Origin of the sequence: Rathayibacter sp. PhB127, assembly GCF_003751665.1 — a bacterium.
Classification (GTDB): Bacteria; Actinomycetota; Actinomycetes; order Actinomycetales; family Microbacteriaceae; genus Rathayibacter; species Rathayibacter festucae.
Map to the genome: position 1 here is coordinate 1,937,232 of NZ_RKHW01000001.1, position 25,484 is coordinate 1,962,715.

Below are 25,484 nucleotides of genomic sequence, written 5' to 3' on the forward strand. Positions count from 1 at the left end.
GCGATCCGATCCTCCCGAGCACGACGACCGAAGGAGCCCCCGATGGGCTGGAACAACCCCCCGATCCCCTGGTCGGAGTTCGAGCGCCGCCTCTCCAGCACGACCCGGAGCGACGGCACGACCGTCCGCGGCGACGGCGGCGACAGCCCCGCCTGGTCGCACAAGCGCCCCGCCTACACGCCCGGCGCCGACGTCCGTCCGCCGGACGAGAAGGTGCCCTACGCCGAGCTGCACGCGCACTCGCACTTCAGCTTCCTCGACGGCGCCAGCAAGCCGGAGGAGCTGATCGAGGAGGCCGTCCGGCTCGGCATCGACACCCTCGCCCTCACCGACCACGACGGGCTCTACGGGATCGTCCGGATGGCGGAGGCCGCGCAGGACCACGGCGTCCGCACCGCCTTCGGCGCCGAGCTCTCGCTCGGGCTCCGCGCCCCGCAGAACGGCGTCGCCGATCCCGAGGGCACGCACCTGCTCGTCCTGGCCCGCCGGGAGGAGGGCTATCACCGGCTCGCCCGCGCGATCACCACCGCCCAGCTCGCCGGCGCCGAGAAGGGCAAGCCCAGCTACGACCTCGAGGAGCTCGCCCGGGCCGCCGACGGCCACTGGATCGTGCTGACCGGCTGCCGGAAGGGCGCCGTCCGGCAGGCCCTGGTCGCGAGCGGCGTGGCGGCGGCGGAGGAGGAGGTGCGCGAGCTCGTGGCCCTCTTCGGCGCCCGCAACGTCCTCGTCGAGCTCTTCGACCACGGCGACCCGCTCGCCTCCCTGCACAACGACCAGCTCGCCGGCATCGCCGAGCGGCTGCAGCTGCGCCTCGTCGCCACCGGCAACGTGCACTACGCCCGGCCCGAGGACCGGCCCCTGCAGACGGCGCTGGCCGCGGTCCGCGCCCGGCGGAGCCTCGACGAGATGGACGGCTGGCTGCCCGCCGCCGGCGGCGCCCACCTGCGCTCGGGTGCCGAGATGGCCGAGCGCTTCTCCCGCTACCCCGGCTCCGTCGAGAACACCGTGCTGATCGCCGACGAGATCGCCTTCGAGCTCGGCCGGGTCCGCCCCCGGCTGCCCCGGCAGGACGTTCCCGAGGGGCACACCCCGATGAGCTGGCTGCGCCACCTGGTGCAGCTCGCGGTGCCGACGAAGTACCCGGGCGCCGACTCCGACGTGCACGAGCGCCTCGAGAAGGAGCTCGCGGTGATCGAGGCCAAGGACTTCCCTGGCTACTTCCTCATCGTCCACGACATCGTGCACTTCGCGAAGGGCCGCGGGATCCTCTGCCAGGGCCGCGGCTCGGCCGCCAACTCGGCGGTCTGCTACGTCCTCGGGATCACTGCGGTGGACTCGATCTTCTACGGGCTGCCCTTCGAGCGGTTCCTCTCCAGCATCCGCGACGAGGAGCCCGACATCGACGTCGACTTCGACTCCGAGCGGCGCGAGGAGGTCATCCAGCACGTCTACGAGAAGTACGGGCGGCTGAACGCGGCGCAGGTGGCCAACGTCATCACCTACCGCCCCAAGTTCGCCGTCCGGGACATGGCGAAGGCGCTGGGCTACAGCGCCGGGCAGCAGGACGGCTGGTCGAAGCAGATCGAGCACTGGGGCTCGATCACCGAGAGCCCCGAGCACGACATCCCGGACGACGTCGTCGCCCTGACCAAGAAGGTGCTCGGCACGCCCCGGCACTTGGGCATCCACTCCGGCGGCATGGTGCTCACCGACCGGCCGGTCGGCGAGGTCTGCCCGATCGAGCCCGCCCGGATGGAGAAGCGCACCGTCCTGCAGTGGGACAAGGACGACTGCGCCTGGATGGGCCTGGTCAAGTTCGACCTGCTCGGGCTGGGGATGCTCGCCGCCCTGCAGTACACCTTCGACCTCGTGGCCGAGCACGTCGGCGAGAAGTGGGACCTCTCGACGATCCCGCGCGAGGAGAAGGGCGTCTACGACCAGCTCTGCCGGGCCGACTCCATCGGGGTGTTCCAGGTCGAGAGCCGCGCGCAGATGGGCACCCTCCCCCGGCTCCAGCCGCGGCGCTTCTACGACCTCGTGATCGAGGTGGCGCTGATCCGCCCCGGTCCGATCCAGGGCGGCGCGGTGCACCCCTACATCCGGCGGAAGCTCGGCGAGGAGCCGATCACCTACCAGCACCCCCTGCTGGTCACGCCGCTCAAGCGCACGCTCGGCGTGCCGCTGTTCCAGGAGCAGCTGATGCAGGTCGCGGTGGCGGTCGGCGACTGCAGCGCGGAGGACGCGGACCTGCTGCGCCGCGCGATGGGCTCCAAGCGCGGCACCGAGAAGATCGAGTCGCTCCGGGAGCGGCTCTACGAGGGCATGGCCCGCAACGGGATCACCGACGAGGTCGCCGACGACATCTACCGACGGATCCAGGCCTTCGCCAACTTCGGCTTCGCCGAGAGCCACGCGATCAGCTTCGCGCTGCTGGTGTACGCCAGTGCCTGGCTGCGCCTGCACTACCCGGCCGCCTTCACCGCGGCCCTGCTCCGGGCTCAGCCGATGGGCTTCTACGCCCCGCACACCCTGGTCGCCGACGCCCGTCGGCACGGCGTCCGCGTCGAGTCCCCCGATGTCAACCGCTCGCTGTCGCACCCCGGACTCGAGGCGCTCGACGGGCCGCCGGCACCGCGGCGGGGCGGCGCGGCGCACGGGCAGGACTCCTGCCTCTCCGCCGAGCAGGCGCCGACGGGCCTCTTCGACCGGTCGCAGCACTTCGACACCGACGACCACCGCCGCGACGCCGGCTTCGTCATCCGCCTCGGCCTCGCCGGGGTGAAGGGCATCGGCACCGCGCTGGCCGAGCACATCGTCGCCGAGCGGGAGCGCGGCGGGCCCTACGCGAGCATGGCCGACCTGTCGCGCCGCGTGGGACTGAATGCGACCCAGCTCGAAGCGCTCGGCGCCGCGGGATCGTTCGACTCGCTCGGGCTCCAGCGCCGCCAGGCGCTCTGGGAGGCGGGCTCCGCCGCCGCCGACCGCCAGGAGTTCCTCCCCGACTCGATCGTCGCCGTCCAGCCGCCGCTGCTGCCGATGCTCTCGGCGCAGGAGCGGGTCGTCTTCGACTTCTGGGCCACCGGCATCTCGCCCGACGACCACCCGCTCCGGCATCTGAGGGAGAGCCTCACCCGCCGGGGAGCGCGGTCCACGGCCGACCTGCCCGGCACGCCCTCGGGCACCCGGATCGAGGTCGGCGGGGTCGTGATCCACCGCCAACGTCCCTCCACAGCCGCCGGAGTGACCTTCATGAACCTCGAGGACGAGCACGGGATCCTCAACGTCATCTGCTCCGTCGGAGTATGGAACCGCTACCGGCGCACCGCGCGCGAGGCTCCCGCCCTCCTCATCCGCGGGATCCTCGAGCGCTCCGACGAGGGGGTGACCAACCTCCTCGCCGATCGCTTCGAGGCGCTGTCGGTCACCGCCCGGACCACCGCCCGCAACTTCCGATGACCGCCCGTCGGACCACGACCGCCCCAGCACCGCGAGCGCTTCCGCGCCCGCATCACCCGCGAGAAAGCGACACCATGACGAACACGGACCACGCCCTCCACCCCTCGGCGCTCGACGTGCCGCTGCGCGACGACCGGGACCTGCGCGAGCGCGTCTCGTCCCTCATCGGGCCCGCCTACCGTCGTGCGCTCTGGCCGATCCTGCTCGACCGGGCCGGCTACCAGCTGCCCATCCTCTACCCGGTGGACGGACTCCCCGTGCACCCCGACGAGGAGAAGACCGAGCGCATCGTCGCGACCCTCGCGAAAGCGGTCGCGCATCACGACGTCGGCTCGCTCGCGTTCGCACTCGAGCGCCCGGGCCGGGCGTTCCTCGGCGAGACCGACCGGGTGCTCGCCCGCCAGCTGAGCGCCGCCTGCCACCGGCGGGCCATGCCGCTGCGTGCCCTGCTGCTCGTGCACGACGACGGCGTGCGGATCATCGCCGACGCCGAGCACTCCGTGCCGGCCCGCTGACAGGTCTCCGGCGGGCGGCGGCGAGCACGGGCTCGGGCACGGGCACGGGCGACGGCGGCCCGGTGAACGGGAAGAACGAAACGCGCGTCGGCCCGAATCGACTCGGACCGGCGCGCGACCGGCGCCTACTCGGCGTCGCCGAGCGTGATCAGCAGCGAGGACGCGCCGAGGTCGACCTCGGTGTCGCCGGGCTGGACCGCGTACTCGCCCACGGCGAGGAGCGACTCCGCCACCTCGGGCAGCGGGACCCGCGCCGACGACTCGCCGACGTTGATCGCGATCGTCACCCGGCCACGGCCCAGGGTGAGCCAGCGCTCGTCCTCGTCGAGCTCGACACGCACGGAGCCGAAGCGCGGGTCGGTCAGCTCGGGGAAGCGGCGGCGCAGCGCCGCCAGCTCGCGGTAGACGGCGAGGGTGCGCGCACCACGCCCCTCCTCCGCCTCGGACCAGTCGAGCTTGGAGCGCTCGAACGTCTCGGGGTCCTGCGGGTCGGGTACGACCTCCGGGTCCCAGCCCATCTTCGCGAACTCCGCGATGCGGCCCTTCGCTGTCGCCTCGCCCAGATCCTTCTCCGGGTGCGAGGTGAAGAACTGCCACGGCGTGGACGCCGCCCACTCCTCGCCCATGAAGAGCATCGGGGTGAACGGGCCGAGCAGCGTCAGCGCGGCGGCGATCGCCAGCCGACCCTCGTCGAGGGTCGCGGTCAGCCTGTCGCCGATCGCCCGGTTGCCGATCTGGTCGTGGTTCTGGCTGCAGACCACGAGGCGCCAGGTCGGCATCCGCTCGGTGTCGATCGGGCGTCCGTGGTGCCGGCCGCGGAACGTGGAGAGGGTGCCGTCGTGGAAGAAGCCGCGGGTGAGGACCTTGCCGAGCGCGCCGAGCGGCGCGAAGTCCTCGTAGTAGCCGGTCGTCTCGCCGGTGAGGGCGACGTGCACGGCGTGGTGGAAGTCGTCGCTCCACTGCGCGTCGAGCCCGTAGCCGCCCGCCTCGCGCGGGGTGATCAGCTTCGGGTCGTTGAGGTCCGACTCCGCGATCAGGGTCAGCGGGCGCCCGACGTCGGCCGAGAGCACGGCGACCTCGGCGGCCATCTCCTCGAGCACGTGCACGGCGCGCTCGTCCGAGAGGGCGTGCACCGCGTCGAGGCGCAGGGCGTCGACGTGGTAGTCGCGCAGCCACATCAGCGCGTTGTCGAGGATGTAGCCGCGGACGACGTCCGAGCCCTCCCCGTCGAGGTTGATCGAGCTTCCCCAGGTGTTGGCCTTCTCGTTCTTCAGGTACGGGCCGAACTCGGGCAGGTAGTTGCCGCTCGGGCCGAGGTGGTTGTAGACCACGTCCTGCACGATGCCCAGTCCCGCGCGGTGCGCCGCGTCGACGAAGCGCTGGTACGCCTCCGGTCCGCCGTAGGCCTCCGAGACGGCGTACCAGAGGACACCGTCGTAGCCCCAGTTGTGCGTGCCGTTCACCGCGTTGACCGGGAGGATCTCGATGAAGTCGACGCCGATCGAGCGCAGGTGCTCCAGCCGGCCGACGGCCGAATCGAGCGTGCCCTCGGGGGTGAAGGTGCCGATGTGCAGCTCGTAGATCACGGCCCCCGCCAGCTGGCGGCCCGTCCAGGCCTGGTCGGCCCACTCGAACGCGCTCGGGTCGTAGCTGCGGGAGAGCTCGTGGACTCCGCGGGGCTGGCGGCGCGAGCGCGGGTCCGGGAACGGCCCCTTGCCGTCGACCAGGTAGCCGTAGTCGACCTCGCCGGTCGCGGCGACCGACCCGGAGACCCGCCACCAGCCCTCGTCGCCGAAGCGGGCCATCGCGACCGTCCCGCCCGCACCCAGGGCGAGCTCGACGGAGGACGCCTCGGGCGCCCACACGTCGAAGCGCTCGGGTCCGGAGACGGGCAGGGCGTAGCGGTAGGGCGTCGTGCTGATCACGGGTTTCTCCAGGGTCGTTGGAACGGGGTCGGCAGGAGGGGACTCGCCGGGTCAGGCGACCGGCGCGAGCAGGGCGACCGGGTAGCCGCCGCCGAGGATCTCCGCGACGGCGGTCGGCCCGCCGGCGAAGGTGCGCCCGGTGAGGACGTCCACGACCGGGTGCCCGGGCAGGACGATCAGGGTCTCGCCCCAGCCGCCCTCGGCCGCGAGCCGCGCGGGCAGGCGGGTGGCGACCGTCAGCGCACCGCCGCGGTCGAAGGCGATCGCGTGCTCGGCGGCCGGCCCGATGGCGGGGACGGCGGCGTAGCGCGTGAACAGCTCCGGCCGATCGCGGCGCAGGCGCAGGGCCCGCGAGGTGACGAGCAGCTTGGCCGCGCCCTCCGCGTCGATCTCCGGCAGCCAGCCGCCGTCGATCCGCTCGAGGAGCGCCCGGCGCTCGGCGAAGTCGACCGGGCGGCGGTTGTCGGGGTCGACGAGCGACGTCTCCCACAGCTCGCTGCCCTGGTAGACGTCCGGGATGCCCGGCGCCGTCAGCTGGACGAGCTTGGCCGAGAGGCTGTTCGACCAGCCGTCGGCCGAGACGCGCGCCACGGTGTCCTCGATCAGGCGGCGCACGGCCGCGTCGTCGAAGGCGGCGTCGACCGCCGCGTGCATCCGCTTCTCGAACGCCTCGTCCGGAGCCGTCCACTTCGTCGAGCTGCCGGCCTCGCGCGACGCCTTCTCGGCGTAGGCGTGCAGGCGCTCGCGGGACGCGGGCCAGGTGCCGACGATCGCCTCCCAGAGCAGGTGCTCGACCGGTCCGTCGCCGAAGCCGGCGTGCTCGTGCAGCGAGCGGAGCGTCTCGGCCCAGGCCTCGGCGTCCTCCGCGAGGGCGGTGATGCGGGCGCGGGTGTCCTCGCCGCGCTTGGTGTCGTGCGTCGACAGCGTGGTGAGCGAGGCCGGGAAGGACGCCTGGCGGACGCCCTGGCGGCGGTGGAACTCCTCCAGGTCGATCGCGAACTCGTCCGGGTCGGCGCCGACCTCGTTGAGCGAGGTGAGGCGGCTGTAGCGGTAGAACGCCGTGTCCTCGACGCCCTTCGCCATCACCATGCCGGAGGTCTGCTGGAAGCGGACCGACACGGGGGTGCCGGTCTCCTCGAGCAGCGCGGCGACCTCGTCGATCGTCGCGGCGATCTCGGGGCGGCGGTGCCGCGCATCGAGTCGAGCGTGCTCGAGGTGCTCGCCGCCGTAGGGCAGGTAGCTGCGGTAGACCGGGAAGGTCGCGAGCAGCTCGGCGATCGCGTCGTCCGCGCCGTCGACCTGCGGGATGAGCCGGGCCAGGCGCAGCACCTCGGAGCGGAGGATGCCGTCGGCTATGCCGCGCTTGGTGTCGTGGATCAGGTCGGCCCAGTCCACCGGCTCGCCGCCGTCGCCCAGCTCCGCGTCCAGGCCCTCGAGCACCGGACGGGCGTCGGGGTCGACGAGGATGCGGTCGATGTCGGCGAGCGCGTCGTAGCCGGTGGTGCCCACGGTCGCCCAGTGCGCGGGCAGCTGCTCGTCGCCCTCGAGGATCTTCTCGACCCAGACCGGCGCGCCGTCGATGGCGCGGGCGAGGTCGTCCAGGTAGCCGCCCGGGTCGGCCAGGCCGTCCGGGTGGTCGACGCGCAGGCCGTCGGCCAGGCCCTCGGTGAACCAGCGGACGATCTCGCGGTGCGAGGCCTCGAAGACCTCGGGCCGCTCGACCGTGATCGCGGCGAGGGTGTTGACCGCGAAGAAGCGGCGGTAGTTCAGCTCGGCGTCGGCGCGGCGCCAGTTGACCAGCTCGTAGCTCTGCCGGGCGTGCACGGTGCGGCCGGAGTCGCCGGACTCGGCGGTGCCGGGCGCGATCGGCAGGCGGTTCTCGTAGTAGTGCAGCTCGTCGCCGACGACTTCGAGCGCGTCCAGCTCGCTGTCGCTGTCGCCTTCGGAGGCTCCGTCACCGAGGATCGGCACACGCAGCTTGCCGGCGCCCGCCGCCCAGTCGATGTCGAAGGCCTCGGCGTAGCGGGAGTCGCGGCCGTGCTTCAGCAGATCCCACCACCACGCGTTCTCCACCGGCGTCGCGACGCCCATGTGGTTCGGCACGATGTCGATGAGGACGCCGAGGCCCTCCTTCTTGGCCGCCGCGGCGGCGTGGGCGAGGCCCTCGCCGCCGCCGCGCGCCGGGTCGACCTGCGAGTGGTCGACGACGTCGTAGCCGTGGTCCGAGCCGGGCTCGGCGGTCAGCAGCGGGGAGAAGTACAGCCAGTCGGCGCCGAGGGAGCGCACGTAGTCGGCCACCGTCGCGGCCTCGTCGAGATCGAAGCCGGAGCGGATCTGGAGTCGGTAGGTGGAGGCGGGCAGTCGCAACGTCAGGCTCCTGTCGAGGGTGCGGTCGCGGAGTCGGTCGACTCCTCGTGAGGGCTGGTGTGGCCCGTGGTGGTGATGATCGGGATGGCCGAGGTGGCGGCGAGCGAGGCCAGCGAGGCCGCGACCGAGTGGTCGACCTCGGGCTCGGGGGCGCTGTGCTCCTGGAGGATCACGAGCGACTTCGCCTGCACGGTGAGGAGCGCGCCGGCGGGACGCGGGACCGAGTCGGCCTCGGCTCCGGCGGTGTCGACCAGGACGGCCCACTCCACCGCGTACTCGTCGCTCGGGATGGTGAACTCCACGTCCACGTCGTCGGCGTTGAAGTAGAGCAGGAAGCTGTCGTCGACGACCGGCTGGCCGCGCTCGTCGCGCTCGCGGATGCCGTTGCCGTTGAGGTAGATGCCGACCGAGCGGTCCAGGCCCGAGTCCCAGTCCGACGGCGTCATCTCGGTGCCGTCGGCCTTGAACCAGACGATGTCCGGCAGCGGCTCGCCGGTGCCGCGCAGGACGGGGCGACCGTCGAAGAAGCGGCCGCGGCGGAAGGTCGGGTGCTCGGCGCGCAGGCGGATCAGCGCCGCGGTGAACTCCACCAGCGGCCGGTCCGCCTTCTCCCAGTCGATCCAGGTCAGCTCGCTGTCCTGGGCGTAGGTGTTGTTGTTGCCGTTCTGCGTGCGGCCGAGCTCGTCGCCGTGCAGGATCATCGGCACGCCCTGCGAGATCAGCATCGTCGCGAGGAAGTTGCGCTGCTGGCGCGCGCGCAGACCGAGGACCTTCGGGTCGTCGGTCGGGCCCTCGGCGCCGTGGTTCCAGGAGCGGTTGTGCGACTCGCCGTCGTTGCCGTCCTCGCCGTTGGCGTCGTTGTGCTTCTCGTTGTAGGAGACGAGGTCGCGCAGGGTGAAGCCGTCGTGCGCGGTGACGAAGTTGATCGACGCGACCGGGTAGCGGCCGGAGCGCGCGTAGAGGTCGGCCGAGCCGGTGAGCCGCGAGGCGAACTCGCCGAGGGTCGAGGGCTCGCCGCGCCAGAAGTCGCGGACGGTGTCGCGGTACTTGCCGTTCCACTCCGTCCACTGCGGCGGGAAGTTGCCGACCTGGTAGCCGCCGGGGCCGACGTCCCACGGCTCGGCGATCAGCTTGACCTGCGAGACCACCGGGTCCTGCTGGACGAGCTCGAAGAAGGTGGAGAGCCGGTCGACGTCGTAGAACTCGCGAGCCAGTGCCGAGGCGAGGTCGAAGCGGAAGCCGTCGACGCGCATCTCGGTCACCCAGTAGCGCAGCGAGTCCATGATCAGCTGCAGCGAGTGCGGGTGGCGCACGTTGAGGGTGTTCCCGGTGCCGGTGTAGTCCATGTAGTAGCGCTTGTCGTCGTCGACCAGGCGGTAGTACGCCTCGTTGTCGATGCCGCGGAACGACAGCGTCGGGCCGAGGTGGTTGCCCTCCGCGGTGTGGTTGTAGACCACGTCGAGGATGACCTCGATGCCGGCGGCGTGCAGCGCCTTCACCATGCTCTTGAACTCCTGGACCTGCTGGCCCAGGTCGCCGGTGGCGGTGTAGGTGTTCTGCGGCGCGAAGAAGCCGATCGTGTTGTAGCCCCAGTAGTTCGAGAGGCCCTTCTCGATCAGCGTCGAGTCGTTGACGAACTGATGCACCGGCATCAGCTCGAGCGCGGTGATGCCGAGGTGCTTGAGGTGCGCGATCACGGCGGGGTGGGCGACGCCGGCGTAGGTGCCGCGCAGCTCCTCCGGCACGTCGGGGTGGCTCTTGGTGAGCCCCTTCACGTGCGCCTCGTAGATCACGGTGCTGTCGTACGAGGTGCGCGGGCGGCGGTCGCCGGCCCAGTCGAAGAACGGGTTGATGACCACGCCCATCATCATGTGCGGCGCCGAGTCCTCGTCGTTGGTCGAGTCCGGGTCGCCGAAGGTGTACGAGAAGAGCGACTGGTCCCAGTCGATCTCGCCCGAGACGGCCTTCGCGTAGGGGTCGAGCAGCAGCTTGTTCGGGTTGCAGCGGTGCCCGGTGGCCGGGTCGTACGCGCCGTGGACGCGGTAGCCGTAGCGCTGGCCGGGCTGGACCTGCGGGAGGTAGCAGTGCCAGACGTAGGCGTCCGACTCGAGCACCTCGACGCGCGTCTCGGTGCCGTCCTCCTCGAAGAGGCACAGCTCGACGCGCTCGGCGGCCTCGCTGAAGAGGGCGAAGTTCGTGCCGCTTCCATCGAAGGTGGCGCCCAAGGGGTAGGCGGTTCCGGGCCAGGTCTCCACGAGACTCCTCTGAGTTCTGGTCTCGGGCGATCCGGGGGAGGCCGACGGGCGGTCTGCGGATGCCCGACGTCGGGGGTGATGGTCCGTCACCTTCGCGACGGACCGACTGCCCAGCTTAGCGAGAGGTGTCTCCCGCGCTTCCGGGGAGGCCACGCTCAGACAGTACGGACCCCGCCGATCCGCGGCGAGGGCTGGACCGGTCGCCGCGCATCCAGTAGAGATCCGCCGTTCTCGCGGCTCAGTGCGAGCCGATCCTCTTGCGCAGCAGATCGATCCGCGCCTGCAGCTGCGTCACGCTCGCCTGAGCGACCGCGGGCCCGCCGCAGAGCCGGCGCAGCTCGGTGTGCACCTGGCCGTGGGTCTCCCCCGTGTTGCGCGCCCAGAGCCCGACGAGCGAGTTCAGCAGGCTGCGCTGCTCCTTCAGCGTGCGGTAGAGCGGCGCGGGAATCTCGCTCTCCTTCGCCTCCACCGGAGCCTGCGCACCGTGAGCGCCGGCGCGCCCGCCCGCGCGCTTGGCCTGCCGCTGCTGGCGGTGCTGCAGCAGCTCGCGCACCTGCTCGGGCTCGAGCAGTCCGGGCAGGCCGATGAAGTCGAGCTCCTCCTCGCTCTCGACCTCCACCTCCATGCCGAACTCCGCGCCCTCGTACATCACGCGGTCGAAGGTGGCCGCCGAGCCGAGCGACTCGAAGCGGCCCTCCTCGAGCAGGTCGGAGGACGCCTTGGCCTCGCGCTCCGCGTCGGCCATCAGGTCGGCCTCGGGGTACTCCTCGTCGTCCGAGACGCGGCGGTCGAGGGCGTGGTCGCGCTGCTGCTCCATCGAGCCCGCGAGCGCGAGCAGCCCCGGCACGTTGGGCAGGAAGATCGAGGCGGTCTCGCCGCGGCGCCGGGCACGGACGAAGCGCCCGATCGCCTGTGCGAAGAACAGCGGGGTCGAGGCGGAGGTGGCGTAGACGCCGACGGCCAGGCGCGGCACGTCCACGCCCTCCGACACCATCCGCACGGCGACCATCCACCGGCTGTCGCCCTTGGAGAACTCCTCGATCCGGTCGCTCGCCTCCTTCTCGTCGGAGAGGACGACGGTGACGGGCTGCCCGCTGATCTCGCGGAGCATCGCCGCGTAGGCGCGGGCCGCGTAGTGGTCGGTCGCGATGACGAGGCCGCCGGCGTCGGGGATCCCGCGGCGCACCTCGGTCAGCCGGGTGTTCGCCGCGCGCAGGACGGAGGGGATCCACTCGCCCTTGGGGTCGAGCGCCGTCCGCCAGGCCTGCGACGTGATGTCCTTGGTGTTGCCCTCGCCGAGCCGCGCCTCCATCTCGTCACCGGCCTTCGACTTCCAGCGCATCTGGCCGGCGTAGACCATGAAGAGCACCGGCCGGACGACGCCGTCGGCGAGGGCGCGGCCGTAGCCGTAGGCGTAGTCGGTCAGCGAGGTGCGGATGCCCTCCTGATCGGGCAGGTAGCTGACGAACGGGATCGGCGCGGTGTCGGAGCGGAACGGGGTCCCGGTGAGCGAGAGCCGGCGGGCGGCCGGCTCGAAGGCCTCGCGGATCGCGTCGCCCCAGCTCAGCGCGTCGCCGCCGTGGTGCACCTCGTCCAGGATGACCAGCGAGCGGCCGGAGAGGGTCAGCTCGCGGTGCAGCTCGGGCCGCACGGCGACCTGCGCGTAGGTGACGGCGACGCCGTGGTAGTGCTTGGCGTGCCGGCCCATCCGGTTGGTGAAGGTGGGGTCGAGCCGGATGCCGACGCGGTGCGCCGCCTCGGCCCACTGGCGCTTGAGGTGCTCGGTCGGGGCGACGACGGTGATGCGGTCGACGGTGCGGTTGTGCAGCAGCTCGGCGGCCAGGCGGAGGGCGAACGTCGTCTTGCCGGCGCCGGGCGTCGCGGCCGCGAGGAAGTCGCGCGGCTCGTGCTGGAAGTAGGCCTCGAGGGCCTCCGCCTGCCAGGCCCGCAGCTTGTTCGCGGTGCCCCACGGCGCCCTGCCGGGGAACGACGGGGACAGGTGCTCCGCGGCGGAGGTGCCGACCTGATGACCGAAGTTCGAGGGACTGTTCACGTGGACCGAGGCTAGCCGACACCTCCGACGCCGGGCGCCGGACCGCGCACCCACGGGGCAGGGCCCGGCGTGTCGGGATCGTCCGGGCGACGGACCCCCTCCGCCCGCTCGGAGCGCAGAATGGAGGGATGGTCGAGCAGCGTCATCCGTGGTCCCGCTACGTCGCCCTGGGCGACTCCTTCACCGAGGGGATCGGCGATCCCGAGCCCTCCAGCCCCGGCGGTCACCGCGGCTGGGCCGACCGCGTCGCGGAGGTGCTCGGCAGTCAGAACGACGACTTCGCCTACGCGAACCTGGCCGTGCGCGGGCGGCTGCTGCAGCAGATCGTCGACGAGCAGATCGAGCCGGCTCTCGCGCTGCGCCCGGACCTGATCACCATCTCCGCGGGCGGCAACGACGTGATCCGCCCCGGCACCGATCCGGACGACATCGCCCGCCGCTTCGAGGAGGGACTGGCGCGGCTGCGCTCGGACGGCGCGACGGTGGTGCTCTTCACGGGCGTCGACGTCAGCTTCTCCCCCGTCTTCGCGCGGATCCGCGGCAAGGTGGCCATCTTCAACGAGAACCTGCGTGCGCTGGCCGAGCGCTACGACTGCATCGTCGCCGACCAGTGGTCGCTGCAGGAGATCCAGGACGTGCGGATGTGGGCGCCGGACCGCCTGCACCTCAACCCGCACGGCCACCACGAGGTGGCGCGGATGGTGCTGAAGGCCCTCAACGTCGAGAACACCCTCCGCCCGTTCGCTCCGGAGCCGGCGCCGACGCCGACCTGGCGGGCCGCCCGCCGCGAGGACGCGAAGTGGGCCCGCGAGTACCTCGTCCCCTGGGTGCTGCGCCGGGTGCGTCACCAGTCCTCCGGCGACTTCATCACCGCCAAGCGGCCGGACGCCGGCCCCTACCTGCAGCGCCCGCCCGAGTCGATCCCGGGCACCCCCGTCCCCGGCAACGCGACCCCGGAGGAGGTCGCCGCCGACATCGCGACGGCCGGCGTCCGCATCGTCGTCGACGACGACTGACCCGCGCCGGATCTCGATACGCCCTCTCCGAGGGCTACTCGACCAGCAGGAAAGCGGCGTCTCGAGACCCGCCTACTCGAACAGCTCGCCCGGATTCGTCACGCGCCAGCCGAAGCCCGGGTCCGCGATCGTCCCGTCCGCGACGAGCGGCACCGGGTACGCCTGCCCGTTCACGTCCACGTTCACGGTGCCGACCTCCTGCCCGTCCGCGACGACCTTCACCGGATCGAGCGACACGCTCGTGGTGACCGTGGTCGCGCCCCAGACCAGGAGCGACTGCGCCTCGCTGCTCTCCGCCACCGCCGACTCGCCCCAGGCGCTGGTGTAGCTGCCGAAGTCCTGCCCCTCCTCGGTCAGCGTCACCGTCCGGAAGCCCGCCTCGACGGTCGGGATCAGCGTCAGGACGTCCGCCGCGAGCTGCGGATGCGTCCGCGCACCGACCACGACGCCGACCATCGTGACCGGACGGCCCTCGACCGTCGCGTCGAGCGAGAACAGCAGGCACGCCCCTGCCTCGTCGGTCGTGCCGGTCTTGATCCCGTCCACTCCGGCCTGCCCGAGGAGCTTGTTCGTGTTCTCGACCGTCCCCACCCCCGGGATCACCGCGGAGGGCAAGGCGACGATCGGCGCGAGCACCGGATCGCCGATCAGCAGCTCGCCGAGCACCACCATCTCGAGGGTCGTGCTGACGGTCGCCGGCGACAGCCCGCTGGTGTCCGCGACCACGGTGCCGGTGAGCCCGCGCTCGTCCAGCCAGGTGCGCGCGGCGGCGAGGTAGCCCTCCTCCGAGCCGAAGGCCCAGACGGCGAGCGACTTCGCGTAGTTGTTGGCGGAGGGCAGCATCAGCACGGTCAGCGCCTCGCGCTCCGTGAGCTCCAGCCCCGCCGACACCGGAGCGACCGAGCCGTTCTCGGCGACCGAGTCGTTGTAGTAGCCGACGTCCGTGCTCGTGAACGCGATCGTCCCGCCGTCGGTCCCCTCCGCGATCGGCTTCGCCGACAGCACGACCAGCGCCGTCACCACCTTCGCGATGCTGCCGATCGGCAGCTGCCCGGTCGAGCCGTAGCTGGAGAGCATCCCGCCGGCCGCCGGCCCCTGCACGCCCACCGCCGAGATCGCCCCGGCACCGTAGGACGGCCACGCGACCGCGGGCGCGTCGATCACCGTGGGCGGCGTCTCCTGCACGACGGCCGTCGCGACGGGCAGCTCGGCACCGGCCGCGTTCGCCGCATAGGCCCCGCCCGCGCTGACGACCGCCGCCGCGAGGACGACGCCGATCACCGCGAGCGGTCGCGGGCGCCGACGCCGGGGAGCGACAGCTGCCGTCTCCGGGGTGACGCTGCCCACGACGTCGATCGGCGAGCGGTCGGGGCCGGAGGGAGAAGTCACCCGGTCATCGTAGGCGGACCCCCGCCGGACACCGCGGAGGCTGCGCGGGACGCCCGCTCTCGGCTCAGCGCCCCCGCGTCAGCGCCCAGAGCGCGACGGCGCTCGCCGAGGCCACGTTCAGCGAATCCACCCCGTGCAGCATCGGGATGGTCACCACGGTGTCGGCCGCGTCGAGCGCCGCCCGGCTCAGCCCGTCGCCCTCCGCACCCAGCACGATGGCCACGCGCTCGGGCCGGACCGCCGCGTACTCGTCCAGCGGCACCGCGTCCGGCGCGAGCGCCAGGGCCGCGACCGAGAACCCCGCGGCGAGCAGCTCGGTCCGCGCCGGCCCCCACTCCGGGATCCGCGTCCACGGCACCTGCAGCACCGTCCCCATGCTCACCCGCACGCTCCGCCGGTAGAGCGGGTCCGCGCAGCGCGGGCTCACCAGAACCGCGTCCGCGCCCATGCCCGCCGCCGCGCGGAAGACGGCGCCGACGTTCGTGTGGTCGACGAGGTCCTCGAGGATGACGACGAGCCGCGCGTCCTCGAGCAGCGACGCCATCGACGGCAGCTCCGGCCGCCGCATCGACGCGAGCGCCCCGCGGTGCAGGTGGAACCCGGTCAGCTCCTCGATCATCGCGTCCGGCCCGACGAACACCGGCACGTCCGGGAAGCGCTCGAGCACCTCCGCCGCGTCCGGCAGCCGCTTCTCCTGCACCAGCACCGACTTCGGCACGTGCCCGGCGTCGAGCGCGCGGACGATCACCTTCGACGACTCCGCGATGTAGAGCCCGCCCTCGGGCTCGAGCACCCGGCGCAGCGCCACGTCGGTCAGGCGGTGGTAGTCGGCCAGCAGCGGGTGGTCGAGGTCCTCGATGTGCACGATCGGCATCCCGGAACCCTAGGGCACGGCGCGGTCTAAACTGGCCGATGGAGTGCCCGCGTGCGCGGGTGTCCGAGGGAGGCGTGGATGGAGTCGGGTCCGACACCGATCGCCGACGGCAGCAGTGCCGATCAGGCCGACGAGCAGCAGGCCGACCTGCAGCGGGCCGACGAGCAGCGCTCCGCCGCCCTCGACCGCACCGTCGAGCTCCTGGCCGGCCGCCGCATCGCCGCCGTCACCGGCGCGGGCGTGAGCACCGACTCCGGCATCCCCGACTACCGCGGCGCGGGAGCCCCCGTCCGCAGCCCGATGACCTACTCCCAGTTCGTCGCCGACCCCGACTACCGCCGCCGCTACTGGGCCGGCAGCCAGCTCGGCTGGCGCCGCTTCACCGCCACACTGCCGAACGACGGCCACCGCGCCCTCGCCCGGCTCGAGGAGCGCGGCCTGCTCACCGGTGTCGTGACGCAGAACGTGGACGGCCTGCACGTGCGCGCCGGCTCGCAGCGCGTGGTCGACCTGCACGGCTCCGCCGACCGCGTCCGCTGCATGACCTGCGGCCAGTACTTCGCCCGCGACGCGATCGCCGAGCGCATCGAGGCGCTCAACCCCTGGCTCGACGACCCCGACATCTCCTCGCTGAACCCCGACGGCGACGCCGAGGTGCACGACGTCTCGGCGATGACCGTCCCCGAGTGCACGGTCTGCGGCGGGATCCTCAAGCCCGACATCGTCTTCTTCGGCGAGTTCATCCCGACCGAGCGGTTCGAGGAGGCGCGCGCCATCGTCGCGGGCGCCGACGCGCTGCTCGTGGCCGGCTCGTCCCTCGTCGTCAACTCCGGCATCCGCTTCCTCGAGATCGCCCGGCGCGCGAAGATGCCGATCGTGATCGTCAACCGCGGCATCACCAAGGGCGACTCGCGGGCCGGCATCAAGATCGACGGCGGCACGAGCGAGGTCCTCCGCGCCCTCGCCGAGCGCCTCCCGTCGCGCTGACCCACCGCTCCCCCACCACCCGAGAGGCCCTCGTGACCCAGCTCACCCTCGTCCGGCACGGCCAGACCGACTGGAACGCCGCCCGCCGCATCCAGGGCGCGAGCGACATCCCGCTCAACGACACCGGCCGCTCCCAGGCCCGGGCCGCCGCCCGGCTGCTGCGCGACCGCGACTGGGACGTCGTCGTTGCCAGCCCGCTCCAGCGCGCGCACGAGACCGGGGCGATCATCGCCCGCGGTCTCGGCCTGCCCGAGCCCGAGGTCGTCGAGGGCGTCGCCGAGCGCGCCTACGGCGAGGCGGAGGGCATGACCGGCGACGAGCTCCGCGAGCTCTTCCCCGGCGGCATCGAGGGCGCCCGCATCCCCGGCTGCGAGACCCGCGCCCAGGTCGTCGAGCGCGCCACCGCCGCGCTGCTCGAGATCGCCGAGCGCTTCCCGGAGCAGCGCGTGATCGTCGCGACGCACGGCGCCGTCATCGGCAGCCTGCTCCGCGCCCTCAGCGAGGACGAGCTGCCCGCCCAGGGCACCACGGTGGGCAACGGCTCGCGGCACGACTTCGCGATCGTCGACGGCGCCCTGCAGATCGTCGCGGTCGACGACTCCGGCGACGTCGTCGTGGTCGACGCCGATCTGCAGTCCGACCTGGACGACGTGCTCAGTCCGAGCGCCTCCGCCTGACGCCCGGCCCGGCGCCGCTCAGCGCCCGACGCTCGTCAGCAGCTCCAGCAGCACCGTCGCGGAGTCGCGCCACGAGTACGCGGCCGCCCGCTTCCGCGCCTTCGCCGACAGCTCCCGCCAGCGCGCCGGGTCCTCGAGCGAGCGCACGCCCTCGGCGATGCCCTTCGCGCTCGACGGATCCACGTAGACCGCGGCGTCGCCGCCGATCTCGCGGAAGATCGGGATGTCGCTGACGACGACCGGGGTGCCGAGCGCCATCGCCTCGACCAGCGGGATCCCGAAGCCCTCGTCCCGGCTCGCGGTCACCAGTGCCGTGGCACGCGCGAGCGCCTCGCGGTAGGAGGCGTCGTCCGCTCCCTGGTGGAAGACCAGCTTCGCCGTCGGCGCGAGCGAGCGGAGGGTCTCCACCGTCTCGTCGCTCGCCCGGCTCATCAGGTGCAGCTCGTAGTCGGGCAGCAGCCGCATCGCCCGCGCCAGCGACTCCACGTTCTTGTAGGGCATGAACGAGCCCATGTAGACGAGCGAGCGCGCGTCGGAGCGGTCGGGCAGCGCCGCCGCGAGGGCCGCGCTCGCCTCGTCCGGCGCCGTGGCCGCGTTCGGCACCACGACGACCGGCCGGGTCGTCAGCCGGTGCGTGCGGAGCAGCCCGCGAGTCGTCTCGGACACCGTCACGATCGCGTCGGCGCGCTGCAGCAGGCGCCGCTGGGGCCACCAGGCAAGGTGGTAGAGCCGCCAGAGCCCGCGGACCGGCAGCGGCAGGTCGCGCGGCGGCGTGCGATGGCGGTAGTAGATCAGGTCGTGCACGGTGAGCACGAGCCGGTAGCGCCGGCCGAGCGAGCCCATCGTCTGCATCGGCGAGAACACGACGTCGGGCCGCAGCCGGTTCACCAGCAGCGCCACGAACGGCTCGAACGGCCCGGTCGGCGAGGTGACCTTCTCCCACGGCAGATCCGGCAGCATCGCCCGCTGCCGGCGGTCGCTGATCAGCATCGTCACGTCGTGCAGCTTCGCCAGCTCGGCCACGATCTCCGCGGTGTAGCGGCTGATGCCGTCGTGGCGCTCGAGCCGGGTGTACCGGCAGTCGACGACGATCCTCATCGGTCGATCCCCTCGTCCAGGGCCGCGCGGAGGACGGCGGCCGCCTCGTCCGGCGTCTCGTAGTGGATGAGGTGCCCGACCCCGTCGATCACGTGCAGGCGGGCGTGCGGCAGCGCCTCGAGCAGTCGGTACTGCGCGGCCAGCGGGGTGATGTCGTCCTGCGCCGCGGCGATCAGCTGCGTCGGCACCGCGATCCGCGCGGCGTACTCGCTGACGTCGTGGGAGACCGAGGCGCGGAACGCCTCCAGCACCGTGTCGCGCGACGCGAACGCGCTGAAGTAGCGGTCGTGCTGGTCGTGCACGAAGCGGCGCAGCGGCCCGTCCTTGGTCTTCACCATCGCGAGGCTCATCACCCGCACGATCAGCGGGTCGCCGAGCAGGCGCAGCCCGAGCGGGCGGGGCAGCACCGCGCCGAGGCGGTAGTAGAGCACCGCGAGCCGGGTCAGCACGCCGCGGGGCCCCGCGAGGGCGGGCGCGGCGATCGGATTGACGAGCACGAGCAGCGGCGTCTCCAGCCCGCCCGCGACGGCCGCCGCGGAGACGATCGAGCCGAAGGAGTGCCCGAGCACGACCGCCCGCCCGCGCAGCCCGAGCGCGTCCAGGAACTCGCCGAGCCAGGCGGCGTAGCCCTCGACGTCGTGCGCGTGTGCCGTCATCGGCGGCGACGCGCCGAAGCCGGGCAGGTCGGGCGCGATCACGCGGGCGTCCGCGCCGCCGGCCAGCAGCCGCGCGATCACCGGCTCCAGCCCGTGGTGCTCGCCGCGGAATCCGTGCACCAGGACCAGCACGGTCCCGGCATCGGGGTCGCCGTAGCTCCAGTAGGCGGTGGTGGCCCCGGCGACGTCGACGGCGCTCTCGCTGATGGCGAGTCGCCCGAGGTCGGCGGCGTAGGGGGAGGCTATGGTCATGACGGTCCCCATCGTAGGGAAAGCCCGTCGAACTTCCCGCCGCAACGCCTTGCGGGCCCTCGATCCGAGCCGCAAGCATGAAGGCGCGTTCGCACGCGACGCACCGCCCGTCCCCCGTCCTCCGCTCCGATCCCGGCGCGGCGCCGGTCATCCGCTCAGGCAGCAGCAGAAGGAGCACCGTGAGCTTCACGTCCCCGATCCAACTCCCCGGGCTCGCCCTCGATCCGCAGTGGTACCGCAGGGCCGTGTTCTACGAGGTCATGATCCGGTCGTACTACGACTCGAACGGAGACGGCGCCGGCGACATCAACGGCCTGGCGTCCAAGCTCGACTACCTGCAGTGGCTCGGCATCGACGCGCTCTGGCTGCCGCCCTTCTACATGTCGCCGCTGCGCGACGGCGGCTACGACGTCTCCGACTTCAAGGCGATCCTCCCCGAGTTCGGCACCATGGAGGACTTCCGCGAGCTGGTCCGCAAGGCCCACGAGCGCAACATGCGCATCGTGATGGACTTCCCGCTCAACCACACCAGCGACCAGCACGAGTGGTTCCAGCAGTCGCGCTCCGACCCCGAGGGCCCCTACGGCGACTTCTACGTCTGGAACGACACGGACGACAAGTACCCGGACATCCGGATCATCTTCGTCGACACCGAGGACTCCAACTGGGCCTTCGACGCCGAGCGCCGCCAGTTCTACTTCCACCGCTTCTTCTCGCACCAGCCCGACCTCAACTTCGAGAACCCGGCTGTGCACGAGGCGATCCACGACGTCGTCAAGTTCTGGCTCGACCTGGGCGTCGACGGCATCCGGCTCGACGCGATCCCCTACCTCTACGAGTCCGACGAGGGCAACGGCGAGGGCGAGCCGCCCACGCACGACTTCATCAAGAACCTGCGCACGATGGTCGACCGCGACTACCCCGGCCGCATCCTGATCGCCGAGGCGAACCAGTGGCCGCGCGAGGTCGCCGCGTTCTTCGGCACGGAGGAGGAGCCGGAGTGCCACATGGCCTTCGACTTCCCGGTCATGCCGCGCATCTTCTACTCCCTCCGCGCGCAGACCGCGAACGAGCTGAAGAAGGTGCTCTCCGAGACCTTCGACATCCCCTCGGGCGCCGCCTGGGGCGTCTTCCTGCGCAACCACGACGAGCTCACCCTCGAGATGGTCTCCGAGGAGTACCGCCAGGCGATGTACGGCTGGTACGCCTACGACCCGCGGATGCGCTCCAACATCGGCATCCGCCGCCGGCTGGCGCCGCTGCTCGACAACTCGCGCGCCGAGCTCGAGCTGATCAACGCCCTGCTCTTCTCGCTCGCCGGCAGCCCGTTCCTCTACTACGGGGACGAGATCGGCATGGGCGACAACATCTGGCTGAACGACCGCGACGCCTCGCGCACGCCGATGCAGTGGACCCCGGACCGCAACGCCGGCTTCTCGGCCGCCGACCCGGGCAAGCTCGTCCAGCCGATCGTGCAGTCGCTCGTCTACCACTACAACCAGGTCAACGTGGAGGCGCAGCTCGCCCAGTCGCGCTCGCTGCTGCACTGGATGCGGAACGTCCTGCACGTGCGCCGCGGCCACCCCGCCTTCGGCCTCGGCTCGATGCGCGTCCTCGAGACCGACCACGAGTCGGTGCTCGCCTTCGTCCGCGACTACGCCGGCTCCGGCACCGCGATGGGCGACCAGCCGGAGGAGGTGCTCTGCGTCTTCAGCTTCAACCACAACCCGGTCTCGGTGACGATCACCGACCCCGAGAACCCCGGCTCGACGCTCACCGACCTCTTCGGCGGCGGCCGCTTCCCCGGCTTCTCCGAGGACGGCGCGCTGACGATGACGCTCGGCACCCAGGGCTTCTTCTGGCTGCACGTCGCGAAGGCGGGCCAGGCTCGCGAGGGACTCACCCGCTGATCCGGCCTTCGCCCGCTCGACCGCGCAGCACGCCGCGGGGCCTCCCGACGATGTCGGAGGCCCCGCCTAGGCTGTCGGCGTGAGCACCACCGAGACGAACCAGGCACCGACGCTCTTCGACGAGAGCCTCCTCGACGAAGCCGGGTCCACCGGCGGGTCCGCAGGTTCGTCGAAGAGGTCGGAAGGCTCCGACGGCGCCCGCTGGTACGACCGTCTCGCCGTCTTCGACCTCGAGACCACCGGCATCGACGTCCGCACCAGCCGCATCGTCACCGCGCACGTCGGCGTGATCGACGCCGACGGCAGCCCGGTCGAGGGCACCACCTGGCTCGCCGATCCCGGCGTCGAGATCCCGGCCGGCGCGAGCGCGGTGCACGGCATCAGCACCGAGCACGCCCGCGAGCACGGCCGCCCCGCCGGCGAGGTCGTCGCCGAGGTGTCGGAGGCGCTCCGCTCGCTCCTGGCCCGCGGCATCCCCGTCGTCATCTACAACGCCCCCTACGACCTCTCGCTGCTCGCCTTCGAGGCGCGCCGCTGGGGCGTCCCGGTGCTGATCGACCCGAGTCCCGTGATCGACCCGCTCGTCATCGACAAGGCCGTCGACCGCTACCGCAAGGGCAAGCGCACCCTCGTCCAGGCCGCGCTGCACTACGGCGTCCCGCTGACCGAGGCGCACGACGCCGGTGCCGACGCGATCGCCGCGGGCCGCGTCGCACAGGCCCTCGGCCGCGCCTTCGCCGAGGAGCTCGGCGGCGGTGCCGAGGCGCTGCACGCCCTGCAGATCGACTGGTGCCGCACCCAGGCCGAGTCGTTCCAGGAGTACATGCGCCGCGTCCGCGACGAGAGCTTCGTCGCCGACGGCGCCTGGCCGGTCCGGCACTGAGCGTCCGGTACCGACCTCTCGGCACTGACGCTTCGGCTCAGGTGAGCGTGCGGCCCTCCGCGAGCAGCGCCACGTACTCCGCGATCCGCCGCTCCCGCGTCTCCGGCCGCTTGAGCTGCGACAGCCGGAACAGGAATGCGAAGCGCTTCTGCCCGCCGACCGTCGCGAAGAAGGCGGCGGCCGCCGGATCCGCGGCCAGTGCCGCCGTGAAGTCGTCCGGCACCTCCGCGTCGCGCTGCCGGTAGGCGGCGTCCCAGCGTCCGTCCGCCCGCGCCCGCTCCACCTCGGCGAGTCCGGCCGGCAGCATCCGGCCCTCCTCGAGCAGCCGCGCCACGTGGTCGCGGTTCACCTTCGACCACGGGCTCGCCCGGCGCCGCGGGGTGAACGCCTGCAGCTTGAACTGCTCGTCGAAGGCACCCGCCTGCCCGTCGATCCAGCCGTGGCAGAGTGCGACGTCGAGCGCCTCCGCGTAGGTGATGCCCGGGTCGACGGCCGCCTTCTTCCGCAGCTTCAACCGCACGCCGCCCGGGTCCGGCTCACCGCGGAGGTAGGCGTCCCACTCCTCGGGCGTCGTGAGCGGCAGGATCGGCTTGTCGGCGAAGGACACCATCCCCGGACGCTACCGCCTCCCGGCCCGCCGCGTCACGGGGCCGGACCCGCGCCGCCGTCACGAGGACATGCCGCGGCCCCCGCGCGCAACCGCTCGACCGCCGCCCCGCGCTGCGCTGGGATCGGAGGACAGCGGGACCACCCGAGTCCCCGGCAAGGAGCAGTCATGCCCACCATCCGCACGGTCACCGTCCTCGGCAGCGGAGTCCTCGGCTCCCAGATCGCGTTCCAGGCCGCCTTCCACGGCTTCGCCGTCACCAGCTACGACGTCACCGACGAGGTGCTCGACGCCGCGCGCGAGCGCTTCCGCGGGCTCGCCGGCGTCTACGAGTCGGCCCAGGTCTCCGGGGGGATCCCCGGCGGCGCCGCCGCGGCCCTCGAGTCGCTGCGCCTCACCTCCGACCTCGCCGAGGCCGTCGCCGACGCCGACCTCGTGATCGAGGCCGTCCCCGAGGACCTCGCGCTCAAGCAGGAGCTCTACGGCCGCCTCGGCGCCCTCGCCCCGGAGCGGACGATCTTCGCGACCAACTCCTCGACGCTGCTCCCCAGCGACCTGAAGGAGTCGACCGGCCGCCCCGACCGCTTCCTCGCCCTGCACTACGCCAATCACGTCTGGGTGCAGAACACCGCCGAGATCATGGGCACCGCCGACACCGACCCGGCCGTCGTCGACGCGGTCGTCGCCTTCGCGGTCGAGAGCGGTCTCGAGCCGATCCGCCTGCAGAAGGAGAAGGCCGGCTACCTGCTCAACTCGCTGCTGGTGCCGCTGCTGAACGCCGCGAGCGGCCTCCTGATGGGCGGCTACGCCGACCCCGAGACCATCGACAAGACCTGGCGGATCGGCACCGGAGCCCCGCTCGGCCCCTTCCAGATCTTCGACGTCATCGGCCTCAACACCGCCTACCACGTCGCCGTCGCCGCCCCCGACGAGGCCTCCCAGGCCTTCGCCGCCCACCTCAAGACCGAGTACCTCGACCAGGGCAGGCTCGGCACCGCCACCGGCGAGGGCTTCTACCGCTACTGATCCGCGCGGCGACCATTCGCGGGCGGTTCAGCAAGCGGGTGAGATTCGCGCTCCATGCTGGTCGAGTAGCCGCGCAGCGGCGTATCGAGACCCGGCGACCAGCGCGCGGGCAGTGGTGGATCTCGATACGCCCGCTCCGCGGCCTACTCGATCAGCATGGAAGGGCGGGGCCGTGCAAGCGAGACGAGCGCGCCGCACATGCTGGTCGAGTAGCCCCGCAGGGGCGTATCGAGACCCGCCCACCCCGAGGACGTCGGCCTCTTCCCCGCCCTGCGCTGTTGCCGACGACGAAGGGCCCCCGACCGCGAGGTCGAGGGCCCTTCGGAGGCGGGAGGCCGGAGCCTACTTGCCGAAGTTCTTGTAGCGCGAGTTGAACTTCTCGACGCGGCCGGCCGAGTCCATGATGCGCTGCTTGCCCGTGTAGAACGGGTGCGAGGCGGACGAGATCTCGACGTCGATGACGGGGTAGGTGACGCCGTCGAGCTCGATCGTCTTGCTGCTGGTCGCCGTCGAGCGGGTGAGGAAGGTCTCACCGGAGGCGAGGTCGCGGAACACGATGGCCTCGTACTTGGGGTGGATGTCGGTCTGCATGATCGTGTCCTGTCGCTTGTGGTCCTGAACCGCGCCTGTCGTCGACGGGTGCGGGTGGATGAGTGGCGGGCGCACCGCGAACGGGCCCGAACCAGCTACCGAGAATAGCAGACGGCCGCCGCCACGGGGAGGTGCGGCACGCGGTCGCGCGAGCCCGCGCTCAGCGGGCGCGGGCCGAGTAGCGCCCGTTCTCGTGCGTCAGCGCGATGTCGAGCCCGAACGCGTCCGCGAGGGTCGCCTCGGTGAGCGCCTCGGCCAGCGGGCCGGCGGCGACGACGGCGCCGTCGCGCAGCAGCAGCGCGTGCGTGAACCCGGCCGGGATCTCCTCGACGTGGTGGGTCACCATCACGATCGCGGGCGAGGCCGGGTCCTGCGCGAAGCCGCCGAGCAGCTGCACGAGCTCCTCGCGGGCGCCGAGGTCGAGGCTGCCGGCCGGCTCGTCGAGCAGCAGCAGCTCCGGGTCGGTCATGATCGCGCGGGCGATCTGGACGCGCTTCTGCTCGCCGTCCGAGAGCGTGCCGAAGGTGCGGTCGGCGAGGTGGTCGAGCTTCCACTCCACGAGGACGCGGCGCGCGCGGCGCTCGTCGATCTCGTCGTAGCCCTCGTTCCAGCGCCCCGTGACCGCGTACGCGGCGGTCATCACGACGTCGAGCACCGTCTCGCCCGCGGGCAGGCGGCGCGCCATCGCGGTCGACGCGTAGCCGATCCGGGGGCGCAGCTCGAAGACGTCGACGCGGCCGAGCGTCTCCTCGAGCAGGTGCGCGGAGCCGGTCGACGGATAGTTCTGCGCCGCGGCGATCTGCAGGATCGAGGTCTTCCCGGCTCCGTTGGAGCCGAGGATCACCCAGCGCTCCTCCTCGGACACGGTCCAGTCGACGTGGTCGAGGATCCGCTTGCCGTTCCGGACGAAGGACACATCGACGAACGAGACAACGCTGGGCATGCGG

General features: G+C 72.3%; 19 protein-coding genes. 8 read left to right on the forward strand and 11 right to left on the reverse strand.

The features are described 5' to 3' along the window. Nucleotides 1–42 precede the first annotated feature (42 nt). Nucleotides 43–3,456, forward strand: a complete 3,414-nt coding sequence (locus EDF22_RS09320) for an error-prone DNA polymerase (protein ID WP_123704246.1) — start codon at nt 43–45, stop codon at nt 3,454–3,456. Between the two features lie 74 nt (nt 3,457–3,530). Next, complete coding sequence (locus tag EDF22_RS09325) at nt 3,531–3,971, forward strand: hypothetical protein (RefSeq protein WP_123704248.1); 441 nt, start codon at nt 3,531–3,533, stop codon at nt 3,969–3,971. 125 nt (nt 3,972–4,096) lie between these two features. Here EDF22_RS09325 and treZ read toward each other — a convergent pair whose 3' ends face one another. The 4 genes from treZ to EDF22_RS09345 all read right to left on the reverse strand — a co-directional run bounded on the left by treZ (nt 4,097) and on the right by EDF22_RS09345 (nt 12,571). After that, nucleotides 4,097–5,896 (reverse strand): malto-oligosyltrehalose trehalohydrolase, encoded by a 1,800-nt coding sequence (gene treZ / locus EDF22_RS09330; protein WP_260303370.1) that lies wholly within the window; start codon nt 5,894–5,896, stop codon nt 4,097–4,099. Nucleotides 5,897–5,947: 51 nt separating this feature from the next. Continuing rightward, nucleotides 5,948–8,263, reverse strand: a complete 2,316-nt coding sequence (gene treY, locus EDF22_RS09335) for a malto-oligosyltrehalose synthase (protein ID WP_123704250.1) — start codon at nt 8,261–8,263, stop codon at nt 5,948–5,950. A 2-nt stretch (nt 8,264–8,265) separates the two neighbouring features. Beyond that, entirely contained in the window at nt 8,266–10,518 is a 2,253-nt protein-coding gene (gene glgX / locus EDF22_RS09340; protein ID WP_123704253.1) for a glycogen debranching protein GlgX, read from the reverse strand. A gap of 238 nt (nt 10,519–10,756) precedes the next feature. Next, a complete protein-coding gene (locus tag EDF22_RS09345; protein ID WP_123704255.1) occupies nt 10,757–12,571 on the reverse strand; it encodes a DEAD/DEAH box helicase in 1,815 nt (604 codons plus the stop codon). A 128-nt stretch (nt 12,572–12,699) separates the two neighbouring features. Here EDF22_RS09345 and EDF22_RS09350 point away from each other — a divergent pair, with 128 nt between their 5' ends. Then, nucleotides 12,700–13,587, forward strand: a complete 888-nt coding sequence (locus EDF22_RS09350; RefSeq protein WP_123704257.1) for an SGNH/GDSL hydrolase family protein — start codon at nt 12,700–12,702, stop codon at nt 13,585–13,587. Between the two features lie 72 nt (nt 13,588–13,659). Here EDF22_RS09350 and EDF22_RS09355 read toward each other — a convergent pair whose 3' ends face one another. Continuing rightward, nucleotides 13,660–14,976 (reverse strand): D-alanyl-D-alanine carboxypeptidase family protein, encoded by a 1,317-nt coding sequence (locus EDF22_RS09355; protein ID WP_123704259.1) that lies wholly within the window; start codon nt 14,974–14,976, stop codon nt 13,660–13,662. A gap of 64 nt (nt 14,977–15,040) precedes the next feature. Further along, nucleotides 15,041–15,850 (reverse strand): RNA methyltransferase, encoded by an 810-nt coding sequence (locus tag EDF22_RS09360; RefSeq protein WP_123704261.1) that lies wholly within the window; start codon nt 15,848–15,850, stop codon nt 15,041–15,043. Nucleotides 15,851–15,928: 78 nt separating this feature from the next. Here EDF22_RS09360 and EDF22_RS09365 point away from each other — a divergent pair, with 78 nt between their 5' ends. After that, nucleotides 15,929–16,837, forward strand: coding sequence for a Sir2 family NAD-dependent protein deacetylase (locus EDF22_RS09365; RefSeq protein ID WP_123704263.1), 909 nt, complete (start codon nt 15,929–15,931; stop codon nt 16,835–16,837). Between the two features lie 32 nt (nt 16,838–16,869). Further along, nucleotides 16,870–17,514, forward strand: coding sequence for a histidine phosphatase family protein (locus tag EDF22_RS09370; RefSeq protein WP_159422587.1), 645 nt, complete (start codon nt 16,870–16,872; stop codon nt 17,512–17,514). An 18-nt stretch (nt 17,515–17,532) separates the two neighbouring features. On the opposite strand, the gene EDF22_RS09375 is transcribed toward EDF22_RS09370, so the two are convergent. Both EDF22_RS09375 and EDF22_RS09380 read right to left on the reverse strand, forming a co-directional pair. Further along, a complete protein-coding gene (locus tag EDF22_RS09375; RefSeq protein WP_123704267.1) occupies nt 17,533–18,612 on the reverse strand; it encodes a glycosyltransferase family 1 protein in 1,080 nt (359 codons plus the stop codon). Continuing rightward, complete coding sequence (locus EDF22_RS09380; protein ID WP_123704269.1) at nt 18,609–19,520, reverse strand: alpha/beta fold hydrolase; 912 nt, start codon at nt 19,518–19,520, stop codon at nt 18,609–18,611. The genes EDF22_RS09375 and EDF22_RS09380 overlap by 4 nt, the downstream gene beginning before the upstream one ends. A gap of 179 nt (nt 19,521–19,699) precedes the next feature. Here EDF22_RS09380 and treS point away from each other — a divergent pair, with 179 nt between their 5' ends. Continuing rightward, nucleotides 19,700–21,430 carry a maltose alpha-D-glucosyltransferase gene (gene treS / locus EDF22_RS09385; RefSeq protein ID WP_123704271.1) on the forward strand — a complete coding sequence of 577 codons (1,731 nt, stop codon included), beginning with the start codon at nt 19,700–19,702 and terminating at the stop codon, nt 21,428–21,430. 79 nt (nt 21,431–21,509) lie between these two features. Beyond that, nucleotides 21,510–22,313 (forward strand): 3'-5' exonuclease, encoded by an 804-nt coding sequence (locus tag EDF22_RS09390; protein ID WP_123704273.1) that lies wholly within the window; start codon nt 21,510–21,512, stop codon nt 22,311–22,313. Between the two features lie 37 nt (nt 22,314–22,350). Here the strand turns inward: EDF22_RS09390 and EDF22_RS09395 are convergent, their stop codons facing one another. Next, nucleotides 22,351–22,923 carry a YdeI family protein gene (locus EDF22_RS09395; RefSeq protein ID WP_123704275.1) on the reverse strand — a complete coding sequence of 191 codons (573 nt, stop codon included), beginning with the start codon at nt 22,921–22,923 and terminating at the stop codon, nt 22,351–22,353. 165 nt (nt 22,924–23,088) lie between these two features. On the opposite strand from EDF22_RS09395, the gene EDF22_RS09400 reads away from it, so the two are divergent. Then, nucleotides 23,089–23,946, forward strand: a complete 858-nt coding sequence (locus EDF22_RS09400) for a 3-hydroxyacyl-CoA dehydrogenase (RefSeq protein WP_123446297.1) — start codon at nt 23,089–23,091, stop codon at nt 23,944–23,946. 342 nt (nt 23,947–24,288) lie between these two features. Here EDF22_RS09400 and EDF22_RS09405 read toward each other — a convergent pair whose 3' ends face one another. Together EDF22_RS09405 and EDF22_RS09410 are read right to left on the reverse strand one after the other, a co-directional pair. Then, on the reverse strand, nt 24,289–24,537 hold the full coding sequence (locus EDF22_RS09405) for a type B 50S ribosomal protein L31 (protein ID WP_123446296.1): 249 nt from the start codon (nt 24,535–24,537) through the stop codon (nt 24,289–24,291). Between the two features lie 160 nt (nt 24,538–24,697). Further along, nucleotides 24,698–25,480 (reverse strand): ABC transporter ATP-binding protein, encoded by a 783-nt coding sequence (locus tag EDF22_RS09410; RefSeq protein ID WP_123446295.1) that lies wholly within the window; start codon nt 25,478–25,480, stop codon nt 24,698–24,700. Between the last annotated feature and the right edge of the window lie 4 nt (nt 25,481–25,484).

What these genes read in the sequence shown, in the direction of transcription:
- EDF22_RS09350 (WP_123704257.1), top strand. Translation starts at nt 12,700, where the DNA reads ATGGTCGAGCAGCGTCATCCGTGGTCCCGCTACGTCGCCCTGGGCGAC.
- EDF22_RS09325 (WP_123704248.1), top strand. Translation starts at nt 3,531, where the DNA reads ATGACGAACACGGACCACGCCCTCCACCCCTCGGCGCTCGACGTGCCG.
- EDF22_RS09365 (WP_123704263.1), top strand. Translation starts at nt 15,929, where the DNA reads ATGGAGTCGGGTCCGACACCGATCGCCGACGGCAGCAGTGCCGATCAG.
- EDF22_RS09320 (WP_123704246.1), top strand. Translation starts at nt 43, where the DNA reads ATGGGCTGGAACAACCCCCCGATCCCCTGGTCGGAGTTCGAGCGCCGC.
- EDF22_RS09375 (WP_123704267.1), bottom strand. Translation starts at nt 18,612, where the DNA reads ATGAGGATCGTCGTCGACTGCCGGTACACCCGGCTCGAGCGCCACGAC.
- EDF22_RS09395 (WP_123704275.1), bottom strand. Translation starts at nt 22,923, where the DNA reads ATGGTGTCCTTCGCCGACAAGCCGATCCTGCCGCTCACGACGCCCGAG.
- EDF22_RS09405 (WP_123446296.1), bottom strand. Translation starts at nt 24,537, where the DNA reads ATGCAGACCGACATCCACCCCAAGTACGAGGCCATCGTGTTCCGCGAC.
- EDF22_RS09400 (WP_123446297.1), top strand. Translation starts at nt 23,089, where the DNA reads ATGCCCACCATCCGCACGGTCACCGTCCTCGGCAGCGGAGTCCTCGGC.
- EDF22_RS09360 (WP_123704261.1), bottom strand. Translation starts at nt 15,850, where the DNA reads ATGCCGATCGTGCACATCGAGGACCTCGACCACCCGCTGCTGGCCGAC.
- EDF22_RS09380 (WP_123704269.1), bottom strand. Translation starts at nt 19,520, where the DNA reads ATGACCATAGCCTCCCCCTACGCCGCCGACCTCGGGCGACTCGCCATC.
- EDF22_RS09410 (WP_123446295.1), bottom strand. Translation starts at nt 25,480, where the DNA reads ATGCCCAGCGTTGTCTCGTTCGTCGATGTGTCCTTCGTCCGGAACGGC.